At 61.3% G+C, this 21,493-nt stretch carries 17 protein-coding genes; 11 read left to right on the top strand and 6 right to left on the bottom strand.

From position 1 onward, the window contains the following. Positions 1 to 3 precede the first annotated feature (3 nt). The 11 genes from ihfB to G359_RS17955 all read left to right on the top strand — a co-directional run bounded on the left by ihfB (position 4) and on the right by G359_RS17955 (position 9,265). A complete protein-coding gene (gene ihfB / locus G359_RS18005) occupies positions 4 to 300 on the top strand; it encodes an integration host factor subunit beta (protein ID WP_045837238.1) in 297 nt (98 codons plus the stop codon). A 61-nt stretch (positions 301 to 361) separates the two neighbouring features. After that, positions 362 to 712 (top strand): LapA family protein, encoded by a 351-nt coding sequence (locus tag G359_RS18000; protein WP_045837237.1) that lies wholly within the window; start codon positions 362 to 364, stop codon positions 710 to 712. Between the two features lie 19 nt (positions 713 to 731). Next, entirely contained in the window at positions 732 to 971 is a 240-nt protein-coding gene (locus tag G359_RS17995) for a hypothetical protein (protein WP_045837236.1), read from the top strand. Between the two features lie 13 nt (positions 972 to 984). Continuing rightward, the gene (locus G359_RS17990) at positions 985 to 1,635 is read left to right on the top strand and encodes a phosphoribosylanthranilate isomerase (RefSeq protein ID WP_045837235.1); all 651 of its coding nucleotides are present in this window, start codon (positions 985 to 987) and stop codon (positions 1,633 to 1,635) included. Positions 1,636 to 1,677: 42 nt separating this feature from the next. Then, the gene (trpB, locus tag G359_RS17985) at positions 1,678 to 2,919 is read left to right on the top strand and encodes a tryptophan synthase subunit beta (RefSeq protein ID WP_045837234.1); all 1,242 of its coding nucleotides are present in this window, start codon (positions 1,678 to 1,680) and stop codon (positions 2,917 to 2,919) included. Position 2,920: 1 nt separating this feature from the next. Continuing rightward, a complete protein-coding gene (trpA, locus tag G359_RS17980) occupies positions 2,921 to 3,751 on the top strand; it encodes a tryptophan synthase subunit alpha (RefSeq protein ID WP_045837233.1) in 831 nt (276 codons plus the stop codon). Positions 3,752 to 3,927: 176 nt separating this feature from the next. Next, a complete protein-coding gene (gene accD, locus G359_RS17975) occupies positions 3,928 to 5,013 on the top strand; it encodes an acetyl-CoA carboxylase, carboxyltransferase subunit beta (protein ID WP_045838204.1) in 1,086 nt (361 codons plus the stop codon). Between the two features lie 27 nt (positions 5,014 to 5,040). Further along, the gene (locus G359_RS17970; RefSeq protein ID WP_045837232.1) at positions 5,041 to 6,390 is read left to right on the top strand and encodes a bifunctional folylpolyglutamate synthase/dihydrofolate synthase; all 1,350 of its coding nucleotides are present in this window, start codon (positions 5,041 to 5,043) and stop codon (positions 6,388 to 6,390) included. 250 nt (positions 6,391 to 6,640) lie between these two features. Continuing rightward, positions 6,641 to 8,161 carry an aldehyde dehydrogenase gene (adh, locus tag G359_RS17965; RefSeq protein WP_045837231.1) on the top strand — a complete coding sequence of 507 codons (1,521 nt, stop codon included), beginning with the start codon at positions 6,641 to 6,643 and terminating at the stop codon, positions 8,159 to 8,161. A 75-nt stretch (positions 8,162 to 8,236) separates the two neighbouring features. After that, positions 8,237 to 8,632: a DUF779 domain-containing protein gene (locus G359_RS17960; RefSeq protein WP_045838203.1), complete on the top strand. Its 396-nt coding sequence runs from the start codon at positions 8,237 to 8,239 to the stop codon at positions 8,630 to 8,632. A gap of 33 nt (positions 8,633 to 8,665) precedes the next feature. Further along, positions 8,666 to 9,265: a cysteine hydrolase family protein gene (locus G359_RS17955; protein ID WP_045837230.1), complete on the top strand. Its 600-nt coding sequence runs from the start codon at positions 8,666 to 8,668 to the stop codon at positions 9,263 to 9,265. An 81-nt stretch (positions 9,266 to 9,346) separates the two neighbouring features. On the opposite strand, the gene trxA is transcribed toward G359_RS17955, so the two are convergent. The 6 genes from trxA to G359_RS17925 form a co-directional block, all read right to left on the bottom strand. Continuing rightward, positions 9,347 to 9,679, bottom strand: coding sequence for a thioredoxin (gene trxA, locus G359_RS17950; RefSeq protein WP_045838202.1), 333 nt, complete (start codon positions 9,677 to 9,679; stop codon positions 9,347 to 9,349). A gap of 99 nt (positions 9,680 to 9,778) precedes the next feature. Next, positions 9,779 to 13,369, bottom strand: a complete 3,591-nt coding sequence (gene addA / locus G359_RS17945) for a double-strand break repair helicase AddA (protein ID WP_045837229.1) — start codon at positions 13,367 to 13,369, stop codon at positions 9,779 to 9,781. Then, positions 13,366 to 16,497: a double-strand break repair protein AddB gene (gene addB, locus G359_RS17940; protein WP_045837228.1), complete on the bottom strand. Its 3,132-nt coding sequence runs from the start codon at positions 16,495 to 16,497 to the stop codon at positions 13,366 to 13,368. The genes addA and addB overlap by 4 nt, the downstream gene beginning before the upstream one ends. 28 nt (positions 16,498 to 16,525) lie before the next feature. Continuing rightward, entirely contained in the window at positions 16,526 to 17,266 is a 741-nt protein-coding gene (locus tag G359_RS17935; RefSeq protein ID WP_045837227.1) for a nucleotidyltransferase family protein, read from the bottom strand. A gap of 22 nt (positions 17,267 to 17,288) precedes the next feature. Then, entirely contained in the window at positions 17,289 to 18,836 is a 1,548-nt protein-coding gene (tsaE, locus tag G359_RS17930) for a tRNA (adenosine(37)-N6)-threonylcarbamoyltransferase complex ATPase subunit type 1 TsaE (protein WP_045837226.1), read from the bottom strand. 11 nt (positions 18,837 to 18,847) lie between these two features. Next, entirely contained in the window at positions 18,848 to 21,361 is a 2,514-nt protein-coding gene (locus G359_RS17925) for a PAS domain-containing sensor histidine kinase (protein WP_045837225.1), read from the bottom strand. Positions 21,362 to 21,493: the final 132 nt, after the last annotated feature.

Below are 21,493 nucleotides of genomic sequence, written 5' to 3'. Positions count from 1 at the left end.
AACGTGATCAAATCGGAGCTGGTGCAACGGATTGCCACTGCCAATCCGCATCTTTACCATCGTGACGTCGAACGCATCGTCAATGTAATTTTCGACGAAATCGTCGATGCTTTATCGCGAGGTGATCGCGTCGAGCTTCGCGGTTTCGGCGCATTCACGGTGAAGCATCGTGCGTCGCGACAGGGAAGAAATCCCCGGACCGGCACGACCGTCGCCGTCGCCGAGAAATTTGTGCCATTCTTCAAGACGGGCAAAGAACTTCGCGACCGGCTAAATAAGCTCAACGGCGCGAAACACTGACGAGCAACCACTGACGAGATGGCCGCGGCGGATTTTCGTGCCCCGCCAAGTGAGGTAGATCATGTTCAGGCGTATTCTCGCGCTGCTTATCGGGTTTCCGCTTGGCATCATTCTCGTTGCGATCGCGGTTTCGAACCGCCAGCCGGTGGATCTGATCCTTGATCCGTTCCGGCCCGAAACGCCGGCGCTTTCGATCGAGCTGCCGTTTTACATCTATCTGATGGCGGCTCTCGTTCTCGGTGTCATCCTTGGCGGCGTTGCGACTTGGATGGGGCAAAGCCGATGGCGTCAAACGGCCCGTTCGCAAGGCCGGCGAGCAGCGCGCTGGCAAGCGGAGGCGGACCGCCTCGCGCGCGAACGCGAAGCTGCCGCTGAAGCCGCAGACCAGCACTTGGCGATCTCGAGCCGTTGATTGTGAGCCTACGTTCCCGATGACATTCGATGCGTTGACGCTGTTCGGGCTCGTAGCGGTCAGTCTGATGCTTTTGTTCTACACGTTCGAGGACAGCAGCCCTTGGTGCATCCTTGGATTTTCCGTCGCTTGCGCGATGGGTTCGGTCTATGGATTTCTGCAGGGCGCATGGCCTTTCGGTTTGGTCGAAGGCGTTTGGACGTTTATCGCCCTTAAGCGCTGGCAGAAGCGCCGTCTCGCTGGTGCGCCCACTGCGTAACGCATGAAATATTATGGTCACAAGAACCAAAATTTGCGGGATCTCGACGCCTGAAGCATTGGATGCCGCGATAGCCGGTGGCGCCGATTACATCGGGCTTGTGTTCTACCCGAAGAGCCCGCGTCATCTCGAGATCGCGCAGGCCAAGGCGCTTGCTGAGTTGGCGCGCGGCAAGGTCGGAATCGTCGCGTTAACGGTCGATGCGGACGATGAGACGTTGCAAGACATCGTCGAAGACGTGGCGCCAGACATTCTGCAGCTTCATGGCAGTGAAGCGCCCGAACGGGTTCTGGCCATCAAGAAGAAGTTCGGTCGTGAGGTGATCAAGGCGATCTCCGTCGCCACAGCGGACGACGCCGCGCGAGCGCAGGGTTATGCGGGTGCTGCCGACCTCATTCTCTTCGACGCGAAGGCGCCTCCGGGTTCATCGCTGCCGGGCGGTAACGGCCGGACGTTCGACTGGCATGCGCTCGACGGTGTCGCCGAAGCGCTGCCGTTCATGCTTTCGGGCGGCCTTGACCCCGATAATGTGGCGGATGCGATCGCGTTAACGCATCCGATCGCCGTCGATGTGTCGTCGGGCGTCGAAAGCGCGCCGGGCATCAAGGACCTTGAACAGATCCGTCGCTTTCTTCTGGCCGTAAAGACAGCTAAGCAGACCTGACAATTTCATCTCCCGGCTCAAGCTCGGAGAAACGAGGCTTTCATGGCAACGAAATCTCAGAAGACGGCGGACGCCGCTCTCAACAGCTATGCGACAGGTCCCGACGACAAGGGATTTTTCGGCATCTTCGGTGGCCGCTTCGTTGCCGAGACGCTGATGCCGCTGATTCTGGAACTCGAGCGCGCCTACGAAGCTGCAAAAGCCGATCCCGAATTCCAGCGCGAGCTTGATTTTCTCAGCCTGCATTACGCTGGCCGGCCGAGCCCCCTCTATCATGCAGAGCGCATGACGGCGGAACTTGGCGGCGCAAAGATTTACTTCAAGCGCGAAGAGCTCAATCACACGGGTTCGCACAAGATCAACAACTGCCTCGGGCAGATCCTGCTTGCGCGCCGGATGGGCAAAAAGCGGATCATCGCGGAGACGGGGGCCGGTCAGCACGGCGTCGCCGTCGCGACGGTTTGCGCGAAGTACGGCATGGACTGCGAGATCTACATGGGCGCGACTGACGTTGAGCGTCAGGCGCCGAACGTCGCGCGCATGACGTTGCTCGGCGCCAAGCTCAATCCCGTGACGTCGGGCGCGGGCACGTTGAAAGACGCGATGAACGAAGCGCTGCGCGATTGGGTCACCAACGTGCGCGACACCTATTACCTCATCGGCACGGCGGCAGGTCCGCACCCTTATCCGGCGATGGTTCGCGATTTCCAGGCGATCATCGGCCATGAGACGCGTTCGCAGATGATGGAAGCGGAAGGCCGGTTGCCGGATACGATCGTTGCCTGCATCGGCGGCGGGTCGAACGCCATCGGCATTTTCCATCCGTTCTTGGACGACAAGGACGTTGCGATCTATGGCGTCGAAGCGGGCGGCCACGGGCTCGACGTCGAGAACGGTCACGCGGCATCGATGACGGGCGGTTCGCCGGGCGTGCTGCACGGAAACCGTACGTATCTCTTGCAGGATAGCGACGGACAAATTCTCGAAGGTCACTCGATTTCCGCGGGCCTCGATTATCCCGGCGTCGGGCCTGAGCATTCCTGGCTCAAGGATATCGGCCGGGTGAAGTATGTCGCCGTGACGGACAAAGAAGCGCTCGCGGCTTTGCAGTTCTGCACGCGTCTTGAAGGGATCATCCCGGCGCTCGAACCAAGTCATGCGCTCGCGCAAGTCATGAAGCTTGCGCCGAAACTTCCGAAAGACAATCTGCTGGTCGTGAATCTATCCGGTCGTGGCGACAAGGATCTCTTCACGGTCGCCAAACATCTTGGGATGAAGATCTAAGATGACCAAGCACGTCACACGCATCGATGCCCGTTTTGAAGCATTGAAAAAAGAAAAGCGACCGGCGCTCATTACGTTCGTTACGGCGGGCGATCCCGATCTCGAGACGAGCGCGCAGATTCTTGACGACCTCGTCAAAGCCGGCGCCGATATCATCGAACTCGGTATGCCGTTCTCGGACCCGATGGCCGATGGTCCGGCGATCCAGGCTTCGTCGCATCGAGCGCTCAAGGCCGGTCAGAATATGATCAAGACGCTGCAGCTCGTTCGCGATTTCCGTGCCAAGGACGCGACGACGCCGATCGTGCTGATGGGCTACTACAATCCGATCTACGTCTACGGCAACGAGCGCTTCATCAAGGATGCGAAGTCGGCGGGGGTCGATGGTCTCATCGTCGTCGACGTGCCGCCCGAGGCTGACGATGAGCTTTGCCTCCCCTCGCTCGCCGCAGGGCTCAATTTCATCCGCCTCGCAACGCCGACGACGGACAAGGCGCGATTGCCCGCGGTTTTGAAGAATACGTCAGGTTTCGTTTACTATGTTTCGATCACCGGCATCACCGGGGCTGCGGCACCCGTCGTTAACGACGTTCACAGTCAAGTGAAGGCGATCAAGGCGGAAACGCCGCTGCCCGTGGTTGTTGGTTTTGGTGTGCGGTCAGGCGAGCAAGCCCGGGCCATATCTAAAGGGGCTGACGGTGTCGTTGTCGGCTCAGCCATTGTTTCTACTATAGAAAAATCCCTCGGGCCGAAGGGCGAGGCGACGGAGAGAACTCGTAAGGGTGTAACGGATCTCGTCCGGGAATTGAGTTCGGCCCTATCGGCCGACTAGCGCTTTCCCCGGGAAAGCTCTATTGGATACGGCCTTCTACACCCCCATTTTGGGCATTGTCCTAGCGTCGGCCCCTCATGTGGCGCTAAAAAATGGCGGACTGTGAGGAGCTTGCCATTGTGCCCGCACGTTGATGCGATAGGCGCTTGGAGCGGCTTACAAGGAGCCAAGAGCACGTGAATTGGATTAACAACGTCGTCCGCCCCAAGATCAGCGGGCTTTTATCGACGGCGAAGCGCGATGTGCCGGATAACCTCTGGGTGAAGTGCCCGGAGACGGGCCAGATGGTCTTCTACAAAGACCTCGAGGCCAATCAGTTCGTGGTGCCCGGCTCGAACTATCATATGCGTATGGGTTCGCAGCAGCGCCTGCAGCATCTGTTCGATGGCGGAGAATATCGCACCGTCCCGGTGCCAACCGTTCAGCAGGATCCGCTGAAGTTTCGCGATGGGCGCAAATATACCGATCGCTTGAAAGACGCGAAGGCGGCGACGAAGCTCGAAGATGCGATCCTCGTTGGCGAAGGAGAGCTCGAGGGCTTGCCGGTCGTCGCGGCAGCTCAAGATTTCCGTTTCATGGCGGGTTCGCTCGGCATGGCGGCTGGCGAAGCGATTATCGCTGGCATGCAGCGCGCGCTCGAACTCAGGACGCCATTTATTCTTTTCGCGGCCTCGGGTGGAGCACGCATGCAGGAGGGTATTCTCTCCCTCATGCAGATGCCGCGCACGACGATCGCCGTGCAACGTCTGAGAGACGCCCGGCTTCCCTACATCGTCGTTCTGACGGATCCGACGACGGGTGGCGTGACCGCTTCCTACGCGATGCTCGGAGATATTCATATCGCGGAGCCCGGCGCGCTCATCTGCTTCGCAGGGCCGCGCGTCATTCAGCAGACGATCCGCGAGCAATTGCCAGATGGCTTCCAACGTGCGGAATATTTGCTTTCGCACGGCATGATCGACATGGTCGTGCATCGCCACCAAATGCGCGAAACGCTTGCGCGCATCTCCAAGCTATTGATGAGCGGTGTGCAGGCGGCGAAGCCGAAAGACACGCGCAAGATGAACGGCAAGCCTTACGTCAACGGCGCGCCCGTCGATGGCAAGGTCATTGAGACGGCCGCGCGGGAAAGCGGCGTCGTGGAGCCCGAGGCTGTTCCGAACAGTCAAAGGTTCGAGCCGGGCAAGGGCGACAAGCCGCGCCGCGATGAAGCCGGATCGGCTTCGTCCGCGAAGCCTAAGGATGCGCCCCAGGGCGCCTAGCAATTCTCGAAGGTATTGCGGGGCGGCATGACCTCGTCGACGACACGACCTACAAGCGACGCCTTATTGGCCGACATGATGCTCTTGCATCCCAAGCTGATCGACCTGTCGCTCGGCCGCGTGGAGCGTTTGCTTGCGAAGCTCGGGCATCCCGAAAAGAAGCTTCCGCCAGTGGTCCACATCGCTGGCACGAACGGCAAGGGGTCAGTGACGGCCTATCTCAAGGCTTTCACGGAAGCAGCCGGTAAGCGCGCGCACATTTATACGTCGCCGCATCTCGTCCGATTTCACGAGCGCATCGCGCTTGCCGGAGATGACGGGAAGGCGCATGCGATCGACGAAGACACGCTCGTCGATGTTCTGACGCGCGTCCACGCTGTCAACGACGGCGAAGACATCACGCAGTTCGAGATCACGACAGCGGCGGCGTTCCTCGCATTTTCCGAACGGCCGGCCGACGTTCTGCTGCTGGAAGTTGGGCTCGGCGGACGGCTCGACGCGACGAACGTGATTGCGGAGCCAGCACTCACCATCATCACGCCGATCTCGATGGACCACGCCGAGAAGCTAGGGCCCACGCTTGCGAAGATCGCGTTCGAAAAGTCCGGCATTCTGAAGCGCGGCGTTCCCGGCATCGTCTCGCAGCAATCCGATGACGTTCTCACGGTGCTTGAATCGCGTGCCCGCTCGGTCGGGGCGCCGCTCACCGTTTGGGGCCGTGATTACGACGCGTATGAACAGGCGGGGCGTCTCATCGTTCAACAGAACGATCGTCTGCTCGACCTGCCGCTGCCCGCGCTCATCGGGCGGCATCAGATCGTCAATGCCGGAACGGCCGTTGCTGCGGCGCTGATGCTCGGCGAAAGAATTCCGTCGCTCGGGATCGATGAACGCGCTCTCGAGACAGGGCTTCGTACTGTCGAATGGCCGGCCCGCATGCAGCACCTGACGTACGGGCCGCTGCCTGAAATTCTTGGAGACCAGGCCGAGCTTTGGCTCGACGGCGGTCACAATCCCGCGGCTGGAGATATGCTCGCCGATACGCTCGCGACGCTCGATGAGAAGTCGCCGAAGCCCGTCTATCTGATCGTTGGCATGATGGGGCAGAAGGATGCGCTGGGTTTTCTGGCGCCATTTCGCGGACTTGTCCGGGCCATCTATACGGTTCCGATCCCCGGTGCCCACGAGGCGCCGCACAACGAAGAAAATCTCGCCGAGGTCGCGCGCGGGGCCGGCATGCAAGCTCTTGATCGCAAAAATGTGATTGAGGCGCTGCAGACGATCGCCGGGCTTTCGAAGGGGCCGAAGCGCGTTCTTATCTGCGGTTCGCTTTATCTTGCCGGACACGTGCTTTCATTGCAGCAAAACCTCGAATAATTAGCCGCCCGATAGGGTCGGCGGTCGCGCAAATTCAAATTGCTTCGGCCACGTTCGATATTTGCTGTTCGAAAGGTCATAAAAACCCGCTAGGTTGGCGCGACTATCTCGGACCTAGAGCCCTTGCATAGCTGCTTTGCCAACTAAGATTGAGGACGGTCAAGACGAAGCATAGCAAGGCTACTAAAAAGCGTTTCACGATCAAGCAAACAAGATCGCCGGTACAGGCGTCATTCGGAGGAGATGCACGATGCAACACGTAGCTATGGACAAGCTAAAAGGGCGGCAGATCATCAAGTCGCGCTACGACAATTTCATCGGCGGCAAGTGGGTGGCTCCGGTCCGCGGCCAGTACTTCTCTAACGTTACGCCGATTACGGGCCAGCAGGTCTGCGAGATTGCCCGCTCGACGGCCGAAGATATCGAACTCGCTCTCGACGCCGCGCACAAAGCCAAGGACGCTTGGGGTAATTCCTCTCCCGCGGCGCGCGCCCGCGTGCTGTCGAAAATCGCCGACCGCATGGAAGAAAATCTCGACATCCTCGCTCTCGTCGAGACCATCGACAACGGCAAGCCGATCCGTGAGACGACGCACGCCGACCTTCCGTTGGCCATTGACCATTTCCGTTACTTTGCCGGTTGCGTGCGTGCCCAGGAAGGCTCGATCGCTGAGATCGATCACGACACGGTCGCCTATCACTTCCACGAACCGCTCGGCGTCGTCGGGCAGATCATCCCGTGGAACTTCCCGCTGTTGATGGCGGTCTGGAAGCTCGCGCCCGCTCTCGCTGCCGGCAACTGCGTCGTTCTGAAACCTGCAGAGCAGACGCCGATGTCGATCATGGTTCTTGCGGACTTGATCGCGGACCTCATTCCGGAAGGCGTGTTGAACATCGTCAACGGCTTCGGCATCGAGGCCGGTAAGCCGCTCGCTCAGAACAAGCGTATCGCGAAGATCGCGTTCACCGGCGAGACGACGACGGGTCGCCTCATCATGCAGTACGCATCGGAAAACATCATTCCGTGCACTCTGGAGCTCGGCGGCAAGTCACCGAACATCTTCTTCGCCGACGTCATGGAAGCCGACGACGAGTTCTTCGACAAGTGCCTTGAAGGCTTCACGATGTTCGCGTTGAACCAGGGTGAGGTTTGCACCTGCCCCAGCCGCGCGCTCATCCAGCGCTCGATCTATGAGAAGTTCATGGAGCGGGCATTGGAGCGCGTCGTGAAGATCAAGCAGGGCCATCCGTTGGATGCCTCGACGATGATCGGTGCTCAGGCGTCCAACGATCAGCTCGAAAAGATCCTGAGCTACATCGAAATCGGCAAAGGCGAGGGCGCTCGCGTCCTGACGGGCGGTCATCGCGCCAACCTAGGTGGCGAGCTTGCGAGCGGCTATTACGTCGAGCCGACCGTGCTCGAAGGCCACAACAAGATGCGCGTGTTCCAGGAAGAAATCTTCGGGCCGGTCGTTTCCGTCACGACCTTCGAAGACGAAGCGGAAGCGCTGGCCATCGCCAACGACACGCTCTACGGCCTCGGCTCCGGCGTTTGGACGCGTAACGGAACGCGGGCTTATCGGATGGGCCGCGCGATCCAGGCGGGCCGCGTCTGGACCAACTGCTATCACGCTTATCCGGCGCACGCTGCGTTCGGTGGCTACAAGCTGTCGGGCATCGGTCGCGAGACGCACAAGATGATGCTTGACCATTATCAGCAGACGAAGAACTTGCTCGTCAGCTACAGCCCGAAGGCGCTTGGCTTCTTCTGATGCCTGGCTAAGCCGCAGATCGAAGGGCATGCGCCGGAGCCGGTGCATGCCCTTTTTCTCAATCCGGAGGGCCAGATGGTCAATCGCGTGACGGCGACGCCCGATACCCTGACACTCATCAAGAAGCTCGAAGGCATTCACGGGCCGCTGCTGTTTCATCAGTCCGGCGGTTGTTGCGACGGCAGCGCGCCGATGTGCTACCCGCGGGGCGAATTCAAGGTCGGCGCTCAAGACGTGTACATGGGCGAGATCGGCGGCCAGCCGTTCTACATGGGCAAGTCGCAATTCGAATATTGGCAGCACACCCATCTCATCATCGATGTGGTGCCCGGGCGCGGATCGGGCTTTTCGGTCGAAGGTCCGGAGGGCGTTCGTTTCCTGACGCGGTCGCGCATCTTTTCGGATGCCGAAAACGACGAACTCGATGCTTTGGGTCCGCCGCCGAGCGGTGTCGAGCATCCGCCTCTATAGGCAAAGCAATCAATCAATTCGGGAGAATAACCGATGACGGTTTCAAGGACGCTGCGCGACATTGCGGGGCTTGGCTATACGCCTGCGCGCATCGCCAACTCGGCGTTGATCCTTATCGACTGCCAGAATACGTATCGCGAGGGCTTGATGCAGCTCGAAGGTGTCGAGCCTGCGCTTGTCGAATGTCAGGGCCTGTTGAAGCGCTATCGCGATGCGGGGCGGCCGGTCATTCACATTCAGCACGATGCTGGCGCCGGATCGCCTTACGACGTCAATGATCGCATCGGCGCCATCGCTGACGTCGTCGCGCCTAAAGCCGGCGAGCCTGTCGTCGTGAAGAATTATCCGAGCTCGTTTGAAAAAACGAACCTCGATGATCTTCTCAAGGGCTTTGGCGTCGAGGATCTGACGATTGCAGGATTCATGACGCACGTGTGCGTGAATTCAACGGCGCGCGCTGCGTTCAATCACGGCTATCGCGCGACGGTCGTCGGGAATGCCACGGCGACCCGGTCGCTCCCAAATCCCTGCGGCGGCGTTGTTTCGGCGAAGGAGCTTCACGAGGCAAGCCTCGTGGCGCTGAACGACATGTTTGCTGTCGTGGTGCCGACGGCGGAGAAGATCACGGACTGATCGCCTCTATTGATCTGGCGAGGCCAAAAACAAAAAACCCCGCGTTGAGCGGGGTTTTTCAAATTCAAATTCGACGGTGCCTCAAACTGCAGCAGCGACGCTCGAGTTGATCCAGTCTTCGAGCTTCTTCTTCTGCACGATCGCGCCGGTGTGCTGCGCCGCGACCTTGCCGCCCTTGAAGATCAGTAGTGTCGGCATAGCACGAATGCCGTAATGGCCTGTGACCTGCGGGTTTGCGTCAACGTCGACTTTCACGACTTTGACTTTGCCCGTCATTTCCTTGGCGACCTGGTCGAGCGCCGGAGCCATGGCCTTGCACGGCCCGCACCACGTCGCGTGGAAGTCGACGAGGACCGGTTCGCTGGACTTCAAAACTTCGTCTTCGAAGCTTGCGTCTGTCACTGCGTTAGACATTTGATTCTGCTCCATTTCCGGGCCGATTCTGCGGGCCCGAATTCCGATTTGCCGCCGGGGGCGAGCAAATGAAAACCGACCCATGAAGTAGGGATTACGTCAGGAGGCGTCAAGGCTCCCCAGTTCCAGGTCCCAAAGGCGCGCCGTATAGAGATCGAGAACGTCGTTCGGAATCTCCATGAGTCGGGGCCCATCCGTCCAGAGTAACGCGGCCCGCACGGTCCGGTCCGGATAGATTTCTCCGAGTGCAAGCCGATATGCCGCAAGCTGGTAAAGATAGGCGTCTGCAACGTTGTGCACTTCGGCGGGCGGCGGGCGGTTGGTCTTGTAATCGACGATCAGCACCTCGCCTTTGGTCAGCGCCAAGCGATCGATTTGCCCGGACAGGTCGAGAGCCGGACCTTTACCGTTCGGCCGCGGGATGACAGCGGCGATCGGAGCCTCTGCAACACTGTCGGGTCCGAAGATCGGGGCGAAACGCTGGTCCGCCAGAACGTCGAGGGTTTCGTTCACAATGCTCGCGCGCACTCTTGCCGGGAGCGCCGCGCCGCGTTTGGCGACGAAGGCGGTCGCGATCATCTCGCGCTTGTCGCTGGGAATGGACGGCAAGTGCTGCAGGAGCGCGTGCGTAGTCGTTCCGCGCAAGAACCGATTTGCGCCACCGACACTGAGCGGAGACGGACTATCGTTTGTCGCCGCCACGTCGCGTTTTGCGGGGGCGAGCGGCTCGCCCTCCGCGTCGGGTGCGTAAGGCTCGAGCCGCGATGGGGCGAGCGGCACCGAAAGCTTCGGCTCCGCCGGAGCACGACGCAATGCAAACTCGGGACGCGTGAATGCAGTCCGGTCGACTGATGCGACGTGATCGGATTTTTTTGGTTCCGCGATTTGCGGCGCTTCCATGCGCCAAATTTTCTTGCCGTCGCCGAGATTGATTTCGGTCATCGACGGTATCAGCGCCTCTGTCGCGACATCGTACCAGCAGCCTGCCGTGCGACCGCGTTTGGTTTCGAAGCCGGCGATGTAGAGCCTGTCCCGCGCGCGCGTCATGGCGACGTAGAGGAGGCGATTGCGCTCTTCCTTGTCGGCAGCCTCCCGCTCTCTGCGCGCGGCTTCGACGGCGGGAACGCGCGACGTTCCTTTGACGCTCCATACAATGGGTTCTGCGGTTCCGTCAGTGCTCGCGCGAGCACCGATTTTCACGAGGCGCGAAGATGCGTCGTCGCCCGATGACGTGGTACAGGTGTCCGGCAGAAAGACGATTGGCGCTTCGAGGCCTTTCGCGCCATGCACGGTCATCACGCGAACTTCGTCGCGGCCGTGCTCCATGTCGCGCTTCACCTCGGGGTTGGCGGCGCGAAGCTGGGCAAGAAACTGTGTCAGCGATGGCGGATCGCTTTCATCGTAGGAAAGCGCCAGGTCGAGGAATTCGTCGATGACATCGGCGGCTTCGGGGCCAAGCCGGTTCAGCATTTTTTCGCGTCCGCCATCGCGATCGAGAATCCCCGAGTAGAACTCGAACGGCGGCGTGAAGTCGGCTTTGGCGCGCCATCGCTTCAGTGTTTCGGCGGCGTCCTTGAATGAGAGGTCTACCTCGGCCTTATCGAGCAGGGCCGTCCACAGCGTGCGTTTGCGTTCGTGCGCGATCTTCAACAAATCGTCGTCGGTGAGGTTGAAGAGCGGGCCTTTGAGAACGGTTGCCAACGCCAGATCGTCTTCGGGCAGCGTCAGAAAATCGCCGAGCACGATCAGATCCTGAACTGCGATCTGTTCCGTCAGCTTGACCCGGTCGGAGCCCGCCACGGGGATGCCGCGCCGTTTGAGTGCGGCGACCATCGGCACGGCGAACGGGTTCCGCTTGCGTACGAGGATCAGGATATCGCCGGCGCGGATCGGACGATTTTCCGACGGCAGACGTTCGCTGCTCTCCGGCGCGATCCATGCCTTGATCGTATCGGCGATGCGGTCGGCGAGCCGGTTGGCGGGTGACTGCTCGTTCGTATCGGAAAGAGGGTTCCAGGGATCGGCCGTGACGGTGTCATCGGGAATCTCGGTCGGCCAGATTTCGACGAGCCCCGCATGTCCAGTGCGGTGGGCGGCGTGCGAGATGGTGCTGTTGCCGGCGGTCAGACCCGGCGTGCGCACCGGATCGGCAAACACGCGATCGACCGCCGTCAGAACGGGTGCGACTGTGCGGAACGAAAGCGTGAGCGGCACGCGCCGCCATGAGAGATTTGCGTCGGTCGCGAGCGTCGCGAAGCGTTGGCCCATCTCGGCGAACATTTTCGGCGCAGCGCCCTGGAACGAGTAGATCGACTGCTTCTCGTCTCCGACCGCGAAAACCGTGCGTGTTAGCGTGCCTGCTCCCATATCGCCGAAGAACTCGCGAGCGAGCGCGGAAATGATTTCCCACTGCTCGGGGCTCGTGTCCTGAGCTTCATCGACGAGGATATGATCGAGGCCGCCGTCGAGCTTGAAGAGCACCCATTGCGCTTGTCCATTATCGCTTGTCAGAAGCGCGCGGGTTTTCAAGATGAGGTCGTCGAAGTCGAGCGCCCCGGCGGAATTGCGCGCGGCGGCGTAGCGTCGGAGAACGGCGCCGGCGATCTGATAGAGCGCGAGCGAAGCGTCGATCAACGTCAAGGCTCTCGCTTCCTGGGAAAGCCTGAAGAAATTCTGCTGTGCTTCCTGGCAACGCGTGTGTAAGCCCGGCCGCGACTTGCTCAAGGCTTTCGTCATGAGGCTCGCGCGTATCTTCTCGCCATTTTCGACGAGGAAGTATTTCGCCAGCAGTTCGCTTACGTGCTGGGCATCGTCTTTCTGCATCGTCGCGGAAAGCGTCGCACCATGACCGGCGTCGGTGGTCGAGCCGCTCGCCAGCAACTCGCAGAGTTCCTTGATCTCATCCTTCGAAAGAACGTTCGCGCATTCGGTATGGAGGTCGGCGCTGGCTATGGCGGCGCGTACGCTCAGCTGTTTGCGCAACTCCGCATCCATCGCAGCAAGCTCGTCTTCGATCTTGCCGGGTTCGACGTGAGCGGATACTTCGAGCCATTTGCGCTCTTCGACCGCTTTGGAGATCAGTTGATCGAAGTGGGAATCGGCTGCGTATCGGATGACGAAATCGAGCGCTTTTCCAAGCTTTGAATTCGGTGCGCTCGTCGCTTCCGTCAGCGTTGCTTCGATCGCGTCGGCCTTGAGTTCGCGCGCCGCCTGATCGTCGAGGATCTTGAAATCTGGTGGCACACCCGCTTCGAGCGGGAAGCGTTGCAGCAAACGTTCAGCGAATGCGTGAATCGTCTGCACCTTGAGGCCGCCGGGCGTCTCGATGGCGAGTGCGAAGAGCGTTCGCGCGCGTTGCATCAGATCGGGATTAGCGGGCGCGCCGATGATTTTTGAAAGATCGTCCCGCAACTTGTCGTCGTCGGCCGTCACCCACCCGGCCAAACGGTCGAAGACGCGTTTCGACATTTCCGCAGCGGCTGCCTTCGTAAAGGTGAGGCAGAGGATGCGCTCGGGCGGCGTTCCGGCGAGCAGCAAACGCAACACACGCAGCGTCAGGACGTGGGTTTTTCCGGTGCCGGCGTTGGCGTTGACCCACGCCGAATTCTGCGGGCTGGAAGCGGCGCTCTGCGCCTCGCCGGTTGCGCGCAGGATCTCCTCGGGAGAGATCTTTTTGATCTCGAGGTTCATGACGCAGCCTCTTCATCGACATGCGCCGACCATTCCGCAACGCGCGCAAGATGGGCATAGGAATCGAAGTCGTAGCGATAGCCGGGGCGGCGGATGGCTCGATAGGGCGTCTCGACGCGATCGAAGGCGGCGATCAACAGTTCAAGTCCGCTGCGTGCTTCCGCTGCGAGCGCGGCGACGTCATCGCATTTGATCGTACGCTCTTCGCCGGGTGGTTCGCCGCCTGAAGCGCGGATGTAGCGCAAGGCTTCGACCGAGCGTCCGCTGAGATGCGGGAATCCCACTTCGCCGAGGGCGATAGCGGCTTCGAGCGGCAATTGCGGAGAGCGTCCGGCTTTGACGGCTGCGTCGCTCGGGGCGGCGCCGGTCTTATAGTCTGTGATGACGATGGCCCCGCCCTTGTCGTCGATGCGATCGGCGCGGGCGGTCAGCGTGAAGGGCCGTCCATTCGAGTCGAGGACGAGCTTTCCGGATGTTTCGGCTATGATGGCTTTCACCCCGTCGCGCCGTGCTTCTTCCGTCATCGCGAACCAGGCGAGAAAGCGCTTCAGGCGCGGCAGCCAGAACGCGGCGACGCGCGGATGGCCGGTGAAAATTTCGAGCACGGCGGTGGCGATGCGTTCGAGTTCGGCGCGCGGATCTGGCGGGAGCGTACCGGGAAACTCTTTCGCAAACTGCTTCATCACATCATGGACGAGCCCGCCACGCAGGCTCGCATCCGGTGCGGCGCCGAGTTCGGGCAACGGATCGAGCTTCAGGACGTGGCGCGCGAAGATCGCATAGGGGTTGCTGGTCCAGCGCTCGATCTCGGTGACGCTCATTTTTCGCGGACGTATATCGACGGGCGGTCGGGGTTCCGGCGGAATGATGCGCACTTGATTTTTGTCGTCAGTCCAGTCTCGCGCGCGCGCCCAAGCCAGCCACGGTTTGTCTGCTTTGAGCGCATCCTCGAGCTTCATGCCCTTGAGCAGAGCCGTCGTGCGCATGAGCCAGCGCGAGGGGACAGTCGGAACGCCACCGACTTTTTCGGCGCGGGTGAGATAGACGGTTTCGGCGCCGAGAAGAGAAACGAAGTCGTGGGCGGCGCGGCCGGTTTCTTCTTCCGGCGAGGGCAGTCCCAGTTCGGCGCGCATCGGACGATTGAGCCATGCGCCGGGCTCGGCAGCTTCGGGCCACGTGCCTTCGTTGAGCGAGCCGATGATCAGCACGTCGGGCTGCTGCAGCCGCGCCTCGAAAGGCCCCCATATCGAAATGCGCGGATGTACGGCGGTTCGCTCGCGGACGTTTTCCTTGGCGAGCAGCGTTGCGTAGAGATCTGCGTAATCGGAGGCGCGGATTTCGACGTCAGGTGTTTCGGGTTTCAGAAGCTCGGTGAAGAAGCGGCCGGCGACGTCTCCGGCTTCGCCTTGCCACAGCGGGTTCTGGCCGTTCGAAGTGGTCGCTTCATCATCGGGGAGCGTTGCAAGTGCTTCGGCACTGGCCGCATGCGCGCGGGCGAATTCGGCGAGCGTGTGCGGGTCGTGGTTCGCGTAGAGGTCGGTCAGCGGCTTGAACGCTTCGGCAACCTTCAACACGAGCTGGCGCGCGCCTTCGCGGTCTTCTGCCCACAGTCGTCGTGCAGCGACGTGCATGAACTTTCTATCGCCGCCGCCGTCGTCTCTTTCCGCCGTATCGAGCGCCGCAATTATGCCCTCGATGCCCCGGCCGAGGTAAGCCGTGCGGAAGGCGGTGATTTCGAGGGCGCGCGCGTAGCGTCGAATGTCGAACGTCTTCAGGCCAGCTCGACAAAGTGGATGGCGAAGCAACGCCATCGTCTCGGCGGGCGCGAATTCGCTGACAACTGCGTTGATGACGAGGGCGAGAAAGGCGCCGGGAACGGTTTTCGCGAATGGCCGTCCGGCGCTGTCGTCGACGCGGATGCCCCAGGCTTCGAGACGGATTGCGACGCGGCGTGCGAGCAACCGGTCCGGCGAGACGAGCGCTGCAGTTCGGCCGGGCGTTTCGATGGCTTCGCGCAATATCAACGCGACGGTCTCAGCTTCGTCTTGCGCCGATGGCGCTTCGATCAGTGAGACGCCGGAGAGTGCCTGTTCAAGTTTTTCGCGGTCGGCATTTGCCGTGAACTCGTGCCAGCGGGCCGTCGTCGCGGAAGGCCGCATTGCCTCGCTGAAGAAAGCCGAGCGAGCAGCGCGCGCTGGATCCGCATTCGCACCGGGCAGCGTCGCTACGTCATCGCGCGTGAGGCCCAGACCGTCGAGGAGCTTCCGCAACCCAAACTGGGGGTGCTCGGGATGAGCAGGAATTTTGTTCCAGCTTTCATCATCCAGCGCGCGGTCGAGCGCAGGAAGTACGATGGCGCCTGAGGGATGGGCGGCGACGGCTCGCATCAACGTTACCGTCGACGGAATGGAGCCGGTCACGCCCGCGACGATAACGATCTCGTCGGGTTTGAGCCGCGAGATGCGGTCGGCTTCAGCGAGGATCAGCGCGTTGCGGCGGGCTTCGGGAGACGTCACGCCGCTTAGCTCCAGATAGTTCGGCCACATCTCGGTAACGATTTTAAGGAAGTCGACCGTCGCTTTCCAATGCTCTGAATAGATTTCTGGAACGAGCGTCTGGATGCCGGAGAGCGAGACGTTCTCGCGCTCGATGTCGTCCATCAGCTTTCCGAGTTCGGCGGCGAGTTGAGCGGCTTGCGCGGGCGTCGATCCGAGTTTGGTCTTTCCCGCCTGCGAAGCGGTTTCGGCCATCGACTGGCGCCAGCGGCCGACGAGCTGCATCAGGACCAGCATGCGGTCGAGCGAGGCGATTGCGGGTGGCTGCTCGAGAGCCTCGGCACCGGACGGCCCCAATTCAGCGATGCTGGTGATGAGCGAGAGATCGCCTTCGCCTTCCGAGATGGGCTGAATACGCGGCATGATCAGCGCACGCGTTTTCGCGACGGCCAGAAAAGCTTCGCGCGCGACGCGTGCTGCGCGCCGCGTCGGGAGCAGAAGTGTGATTTTCGGAAGCGATAAGATATCAGGCGGCTGACGGCCCGCGGTTGGAAGGTCGCCGTTCAGGATCGCGCGGGCAAGCGCTTCGAGAAACGGCACTCCGAGCGGTAACGTAAAAACGTTGGCTGGCATCAGTTTTCTGGTATCAGTTCCCTGGGCATCAATCGGAGCTCGTCGTCAGCGGTTCGGTGAGCGCGGCTTCGGCTTCCGCGAGTGCATCGGGCGTGCCGACATGCATCCAGACGCCTTCGAGACGGAGGCCATAAAGGCGACCCTTGTCGATGGCGCGATCCCAGAGCTTGTTCAGCGAGAAGGGCCCTTTCGGCGCGTTCTCGAACAGACGCGGATGGGCGATCGACACGCCGGCGAATACGAACGGCGCGAGGCGCGGGCCGGTCTGGCGGGTCAAATGTCCCGTCGCGTCCATCTGAAAATCGCCGAGCCCCTCGTAGCCGATGCTCGCGGCGAGAGGCGCGACGAGCATCAGGCTGTCCATCAGGTTTTCATCGAAACCGTTGAGTAGGCGATCGAGGTTTGAGCCCAGGCCTTCGATCCAAACGGAATCGGAGTTGTGAATGATGAATGGGCCGTCGCCGAGTTTCGGCAGTGCACGGAGCGCGCCGCCGCCGGTATCGAGCAGCGTATCGCGCTCGTCGGAAAAGATGATTTTCGGGGCGGAGCGGTGCGCCAGATGCTTTTCGATCTTGTCGGCGAGGTAGTGAACGTTGACCACGGCGCGCTTGATGCCTGCGGCAGCCAAACGGTCGAGCACGTGATCGATCAACGGCTTACCGCCCAGCGGCACCAGCGGCTTTGGAATGGTGTTCGTCAGCGGACGCATGCGCTCGCCTTTGCCGGCTGCCAGTACGAACGCGCTCGAGGGGCGCTTGGCGGACGTCATTTGAAGCGTCTCCGAAATCGGGTTAGATCTTCAGGGCTTCTGCGCGCAGGCTCCGAGGTAGGTTCTCGTCATACCACGCCTTCAGCGCGGTGAGACCCTCGTGCTGTAGATCCCGCTCGAGATACCCCCAGATCCTTGGCATATGGGCGAGGTATTGCCTTTTTCCGTCGCGCATCGCGAGACGCGCGAAGATGCCGAGGATCTTGGTATTTCGTTGTGCCCCGAGTGCGGCATAGCTGAAGCGGAATTCGGGCTGATCGAACTTCGGGTTTCGGGCCGTGGTCGCGGCGACGTAATGTTCGAGCAGCTGCTTTTCCAGAACTTCCGGTACGTCGACCCGCGCGTCCTGAAGGAGCGATACGAGGTCATAGGCGGCCGGGCCGATCATCGCATCCTGGAAGTCGATGATGCCGACATCGCGCGGGCTTGGCCGGTCGTCGAGCGCGATCAGATTTGGCGAATGGAAATCGCGCAGCAGCCACGTTTTTGGCTGGCTCAATATGCGTTTGAAGATGCTTTGCCAAAGTGCCGTGAATGCGTCGCGTGCGGATTCCGGCGGCGGCTTCCCGTGGAGCGCGGGCCAGTACCAATCGAGCAGCAGTTGCGTTTCGATTTCCAGAACGCCCTCATCGGCTTCGGGAAGCATGAATTCCGTGCCATCGGAAAGCGCGATCCGTGACGGGGGCTCGGTGCTTTGCACGGCGATCAAGGTGTCGACGCCTCGCTTCCAAAGGGGGGCCTGATCGCGTCCGCGTGAGAGTTCTGCGCCGAAGACCTTGTCGCCGAAGTCCTCGATGATCAGCAGGCCCTGCGCGAGGTCTTCAGCGATGATACGCGGGACAGAGAGTCCGGCGGCGTCCAGCGCACGGTCTATGGCGACGAAGGCCCTGACGCTTTCGGCGAGATGCGCGATGGCGCTGTAGGATTTGCCGTCGCGTATCGGCGGACCATCGGGTCGCTGCGGAGAATCCATGAGGATCGCGCGCGTGCCGTCCGCCTTCTGAAGCCGGGCATAGCGGCGAGGGGAAGCATCGCCCTGCAGGTAGCTGAACGCCGTCGAGGCGTCGCCCCAGCCAGCACGTGCCAGAAAATCGCGGATCACCGTGAAGCGTTCGAGACGGGCGAGCAAATCGGCTGCCGTGTCGAGGCTGACGTTTCTGCGGTCCGGCGCGATTGTCTCATCGAAACGAATGGTGAAGCGGTCACGCGGAATGCGGTCATCGCCACGCGACGGCCATTCGATGACGGCGATGCCTCGCGTGAGCGCGGCGTCGAGGCCGAGTTCGTCGATCTCGCTCGCATCGGAGAGACGATAGAGGTCGAAGTGCGCAATATCGAAACGCGGGGTTTCGTAGGCTTGCACCAGTGTGAAGGTCGGGCTTGGAATTTCGAGTTCGGGGTTGCCCGCAATGGCGCGAATGAGGGCCCGCGCGAACGTCGATTTACCGGCGCCCAGATCGCCTTCCAACGCCAAGGTATCGCCGGGCTGAAGGAGAAAGGCGATCTCCTGCGCTACGCGCGAGACGTCGCCTTCCGTCAGGTCGTTGAATGAGAATGCCGGGTTTGTCATCGCGCTCGGTTTTATGCTGCGCGCTCGCCGCCCGCCAGCCTGTGTTTGCCGCCATCGGAGGTCCGGCTGACGGGGCGTTCGGGGATGCGAACGACCACGCGTGTCCCCCGGCCCTCTTCGGAGGAGATCTCGATATTGCCGCCGTGAAGTTCGACGAGGCTTTTGGCAATTGAAAGGCCGAGACCGGCGCCACGATGCTCCGAGCCGCGGCTGCGGCTTTCGAAGCGCTGGAACACGCGGCCGATCTGATCTTTCGGAATGCCGATGCCCGCATCTTCGACACGGAAGAAGATGTTTCCGGCCTGGCGCCAGCAGGCGAGGTAGATGGTTCCGTTGACCTTCGAGAAGCCGACGGCGTTGGACAGGAGATTGTAGAGCACCTGCCGCATGCGGGCTTCGTCGACCATGATTTCCGTCACGTCGTCCGCGATTGCAATGTCGATCGTCAGCCGCGAACGGACAGCGCGTTCGCGGATGCCGAGAATAGCTGCGTCGATGATGGCGCGGACGCCGACGGGCGAAAGTTTCAGCTCGAGGCCGCCAGCTTCGATCGTCGTCAGGTCCAGGATGTCGTCGATGATCGCGAGCAGCGTATTCGACGACGATCGAATGTCGGCGAGATATTCCCTCTGCTTGTCGTTCAGCTGGCCGAACATCGGGTTGGCAAGCATTTCGGAGAAGCCGTTGATCGTTTGGAGCGGCGTTCTCAGCTCGTAGGAGATATGGCCGATGAAGTTCGTCTTCAGGCGGTCGGCAGCGACGAGCGCTTCATTGCGCTCGACAAGGGCGCGCTCGGCGAGCTTTGCATCCGTCACATCGGCGAAGGTCAGCAGCGTTGCGCCGTCGGGTAACGGCATCAAAGCGTAGTCGACGACGACATGGTCGGTACGGATCATCTGGCCTGAGAATGTTTCACGCTCGTCCTGGAAGGCGGTGACGGCGCGGCCGATGCGCAGCCACGTTCCGGCGTCGGGATAGAGGTCTTGAACCGCGGCAATGATTTCGCCGATGTGCGGCAGCTCGTTGAGGCGGCCTGCCGGGATTTTCCAGATACCGCAGAACGCCCGGTTGAACAGCTTGAGGCGGCCGTCGGTTCCGAACACGGCCACGCCTTCCTTGAGGCTGTCGAGCGTTTCGCGCTGCACGTCGATCAGCGCGTTATAGCGGGCTTCGAGCGCGAGGCGGTCGGTCTCGTCGGCGAAGAGATAGGTGACGCCGCCGTCGGGACGCTGCTCGGCGATGACGTTGATGATGCGCCCGTCGGTCAGGTTCCAAATGTCTTCGAGTGGCGTGCCGGAGCTATAGCAGGCGAGAACCTGAGCTTTCCAATCGCGATGGCTGACGACGGGCGGCAGAAGGCCGATCTCGCGCAGCCGGTCGAGGATGGCGCCATCGGTTGGACGCGTTGCCAACCACTCCGGATCGAATGACCAAAGTTTCGCGAATGCCGCGTTGTAGAAAACCAGCTTTTGATCGCGGTTGAACAGTGCAACAGCCGTTTCCACGCGATCGAGCGTCCGGTCGTAAGCGGCGACTTGGCGATCGAGTTCGCCCTGTGCCGTTTCGATGTCGGTGACGTCGATCGCTGCGCCTGCCAGCATGCCGTCTACGGGTATGACGACGATGTCGTGAGGCTTTCGCTCGCCGCCTGCGATCAGGTGAACGCGCGCCTTGTAGCTTTCGCCGCTGGCGATGGTTTTGAGCACATGCTTGCGCTGGCGCATTTCCAGCAATTCGATCTGCCGTTGCAGAACCTCGAGCTCGCTCTCGGCGTCGACGGCCTTGACGTAGGCCTTATTGACCCAGACGAGGCGGTTCGATTGATCGCGCAGCCAGACGGGCATCGGCAGCGTATCGAGAAGTGCGCGGCTCGATCGGATATCGCGCGCGAGCGTCGCGTGGCGTTCGTCGATCCTTGCGATTTCGGCTTTGTAGGCCGAGACGTCCTTGAAGCGCAGGACAGCGCGGCCGCCGGCGGCTCGGCCTTCCGCTTCGAGGGCCGCTCCGGCGCTCGTCTTGACGATGATGCTGAAGGCGCGACCGTTCGCGAAGAGCATGTCGAGCGACGTTTTCAGCAAGTCGGCAGAAGCCGGTTGCAGCCATTGACCGAAGCGCAGGATTTCAGCGTGCTGCTCGGGCAGGCCTGGAATATCGGTCAGCGTGTGGGATGCGATGCGGACGGCTTGGCCTTGCTCCCAGAAAACGAGAACTTGAGGTTCGGCGCGGATGATGGCGTCAGCTGCTGCGAGGTTGCGACGAAGATGCTGGCTTTCGGCCTTCGCCTTGCCGGCTTCTTTGCGGGCGATGCTGGCCATATGCCAAATGACCAGGCCCGCCACGAACACTGTTGCCGCTACGATGCCAATGACGGCCAACTGGCGTTCGTTGAGTTGGTCCGTCGCGATCTGGTGTCCGCCGACGAAAACGGCGAGCATGGCGGCGACGCAGGCCATCGCCGCCAAGAGCAGAAGCGCCAGCTGAAGCCGGGTCGTCAACCGTCGGTTCTGGGCGGGCGTCGTGCGCATTGAATTCCGTTGTAGTCCATGAAAGCGGCGCTGCCCACTATGTGCAGGCACACCAATACGATTCCGGGCCTTGCGGTTCGAATCAATCGGAGTATGCGGTGCGAAAGCCGCCGCCGCTACCGTAGCGGGTGC

The sequence above is a fragment of the Hyphomicrobium sp. 99 genome, assembly GCF_000384335.2.
GTDB lineage: Bacteria > Pseudomonadota > Alphaproteobacteria > Rhizobiales > Hyphomicrobiaceae > Hyphomicrobium_B.
This window is presented reverse-complemented; position numbering and strand designations above follow the sequence as displayed.

What these genes read in the sequence shown, in the direction of transcription:
- adh (WP_045837231.1), top strand. Translation starts at nt 6,641, where the DNA reads ATGCAACACGTAGCTATGGACAAGCTAAAAGGGCGGCAGATCATCAAG.
- G359_RS18000 (WP_045837237.1), top strand. Translation starts at nt 362, where the DNA reads ATGTTCAGGCGTATTCTCGCGCTGCTTATCGGGTTTCCGCTTGGCATC.
- G359_RS17960 (WP_045838203.1), top strand. Translation starts at nt 8,237, where the DNA reads ATGGTCAATCGCGTGACGGCGACGCCCGATACCCTGACACTCATCAAG.
- G359_RS17995 (WP_045837236.1), top strand. Translation starts at nt 732, where the DNA reads ATGACATTCGATGCGTTGACGCTGTTCGGGCTCGTAGCGGTCAGTCTG.
- addB (WP_045837228.1), bottom strand. Translation starts at nt 16,497, where the DNA reads ATGCCAGCCAACGTTTTTACGTTACCGCTCGGAGTGCCGTTTCTCGAA.
- trpB (WP_045837234.1), top strand. Translation starts at nt 1,678, where the DNA reads ATGGCAACGAAATCTCAGAAGACGGCGGACGCCGCTCTCAACAGCTAT.
- G359_RS17925 (WP_045837225.1), bottom strand. Translation starts at nt 21,361, where the DNA reads ATGCGCACGACGCCCGCCCAGAACCGACGGTTGACGACCCGGCTTCAG.
- G359_RS17990 (WP_045837235.1), top strand. Translation starts at nt 985, where the DNA reads ATGGTCACAAGAACCAAAATTTGCGGGATCTCGACGCCTGAAGCATTG.
- G359_RS17955 (WP_045837230.1), top strand. Translation starts at nt 8,666, where the DNA reads ATGACGGTTTCAAGGACGCTGCGCGACATTGCGGGGCTTGGCTATACG.
- trxA (WP_045838202.1), bottom strand. Translation starts at nt 9,679, where the DNA reads ATGTCTAACGCAGTGACAGACGCAAGCTTCGAAGACGAAGTTTTGAAG.
- addA (WP_045837229.1), bottom strand. Translation starts at nt 13,369, where the DNA reads ATGAACCTCGAGATCAAAAAGATCTCTCCCGAGGAGATCCTGCGCGCA.
- tsaE (WP_045837226.1), bottom strand. Translation starts at nt 18,836, where the DNA reads ATGACAAACCCGGCATTCTCATTCAACGACCTGACGGAAGGCGACGTC.
- G359_RS17970 (WP_045837232.1), top strand. Translation starts at nt 5,041, where the DNA reads ATGACCTCGTCGACGACACGACCTACAAGCGACGCCTTATTGGCCGAC.
- trpA (WP_045837233.1), top strand. Translation starts at nt 2,921, where the DNA reads ATGACCAAGCACGTCACACGCATCGATGCCCGTTTTGAAGCATTGAAA.
- G359_RS17935 (WP_045837227.1), bottom strand. Translation starts at nt 17,266, where the DNA reads ATGACGTCCGCCAAGCGCCCCTCGAGCGCGTTCGTACTGGCAGCCGGC.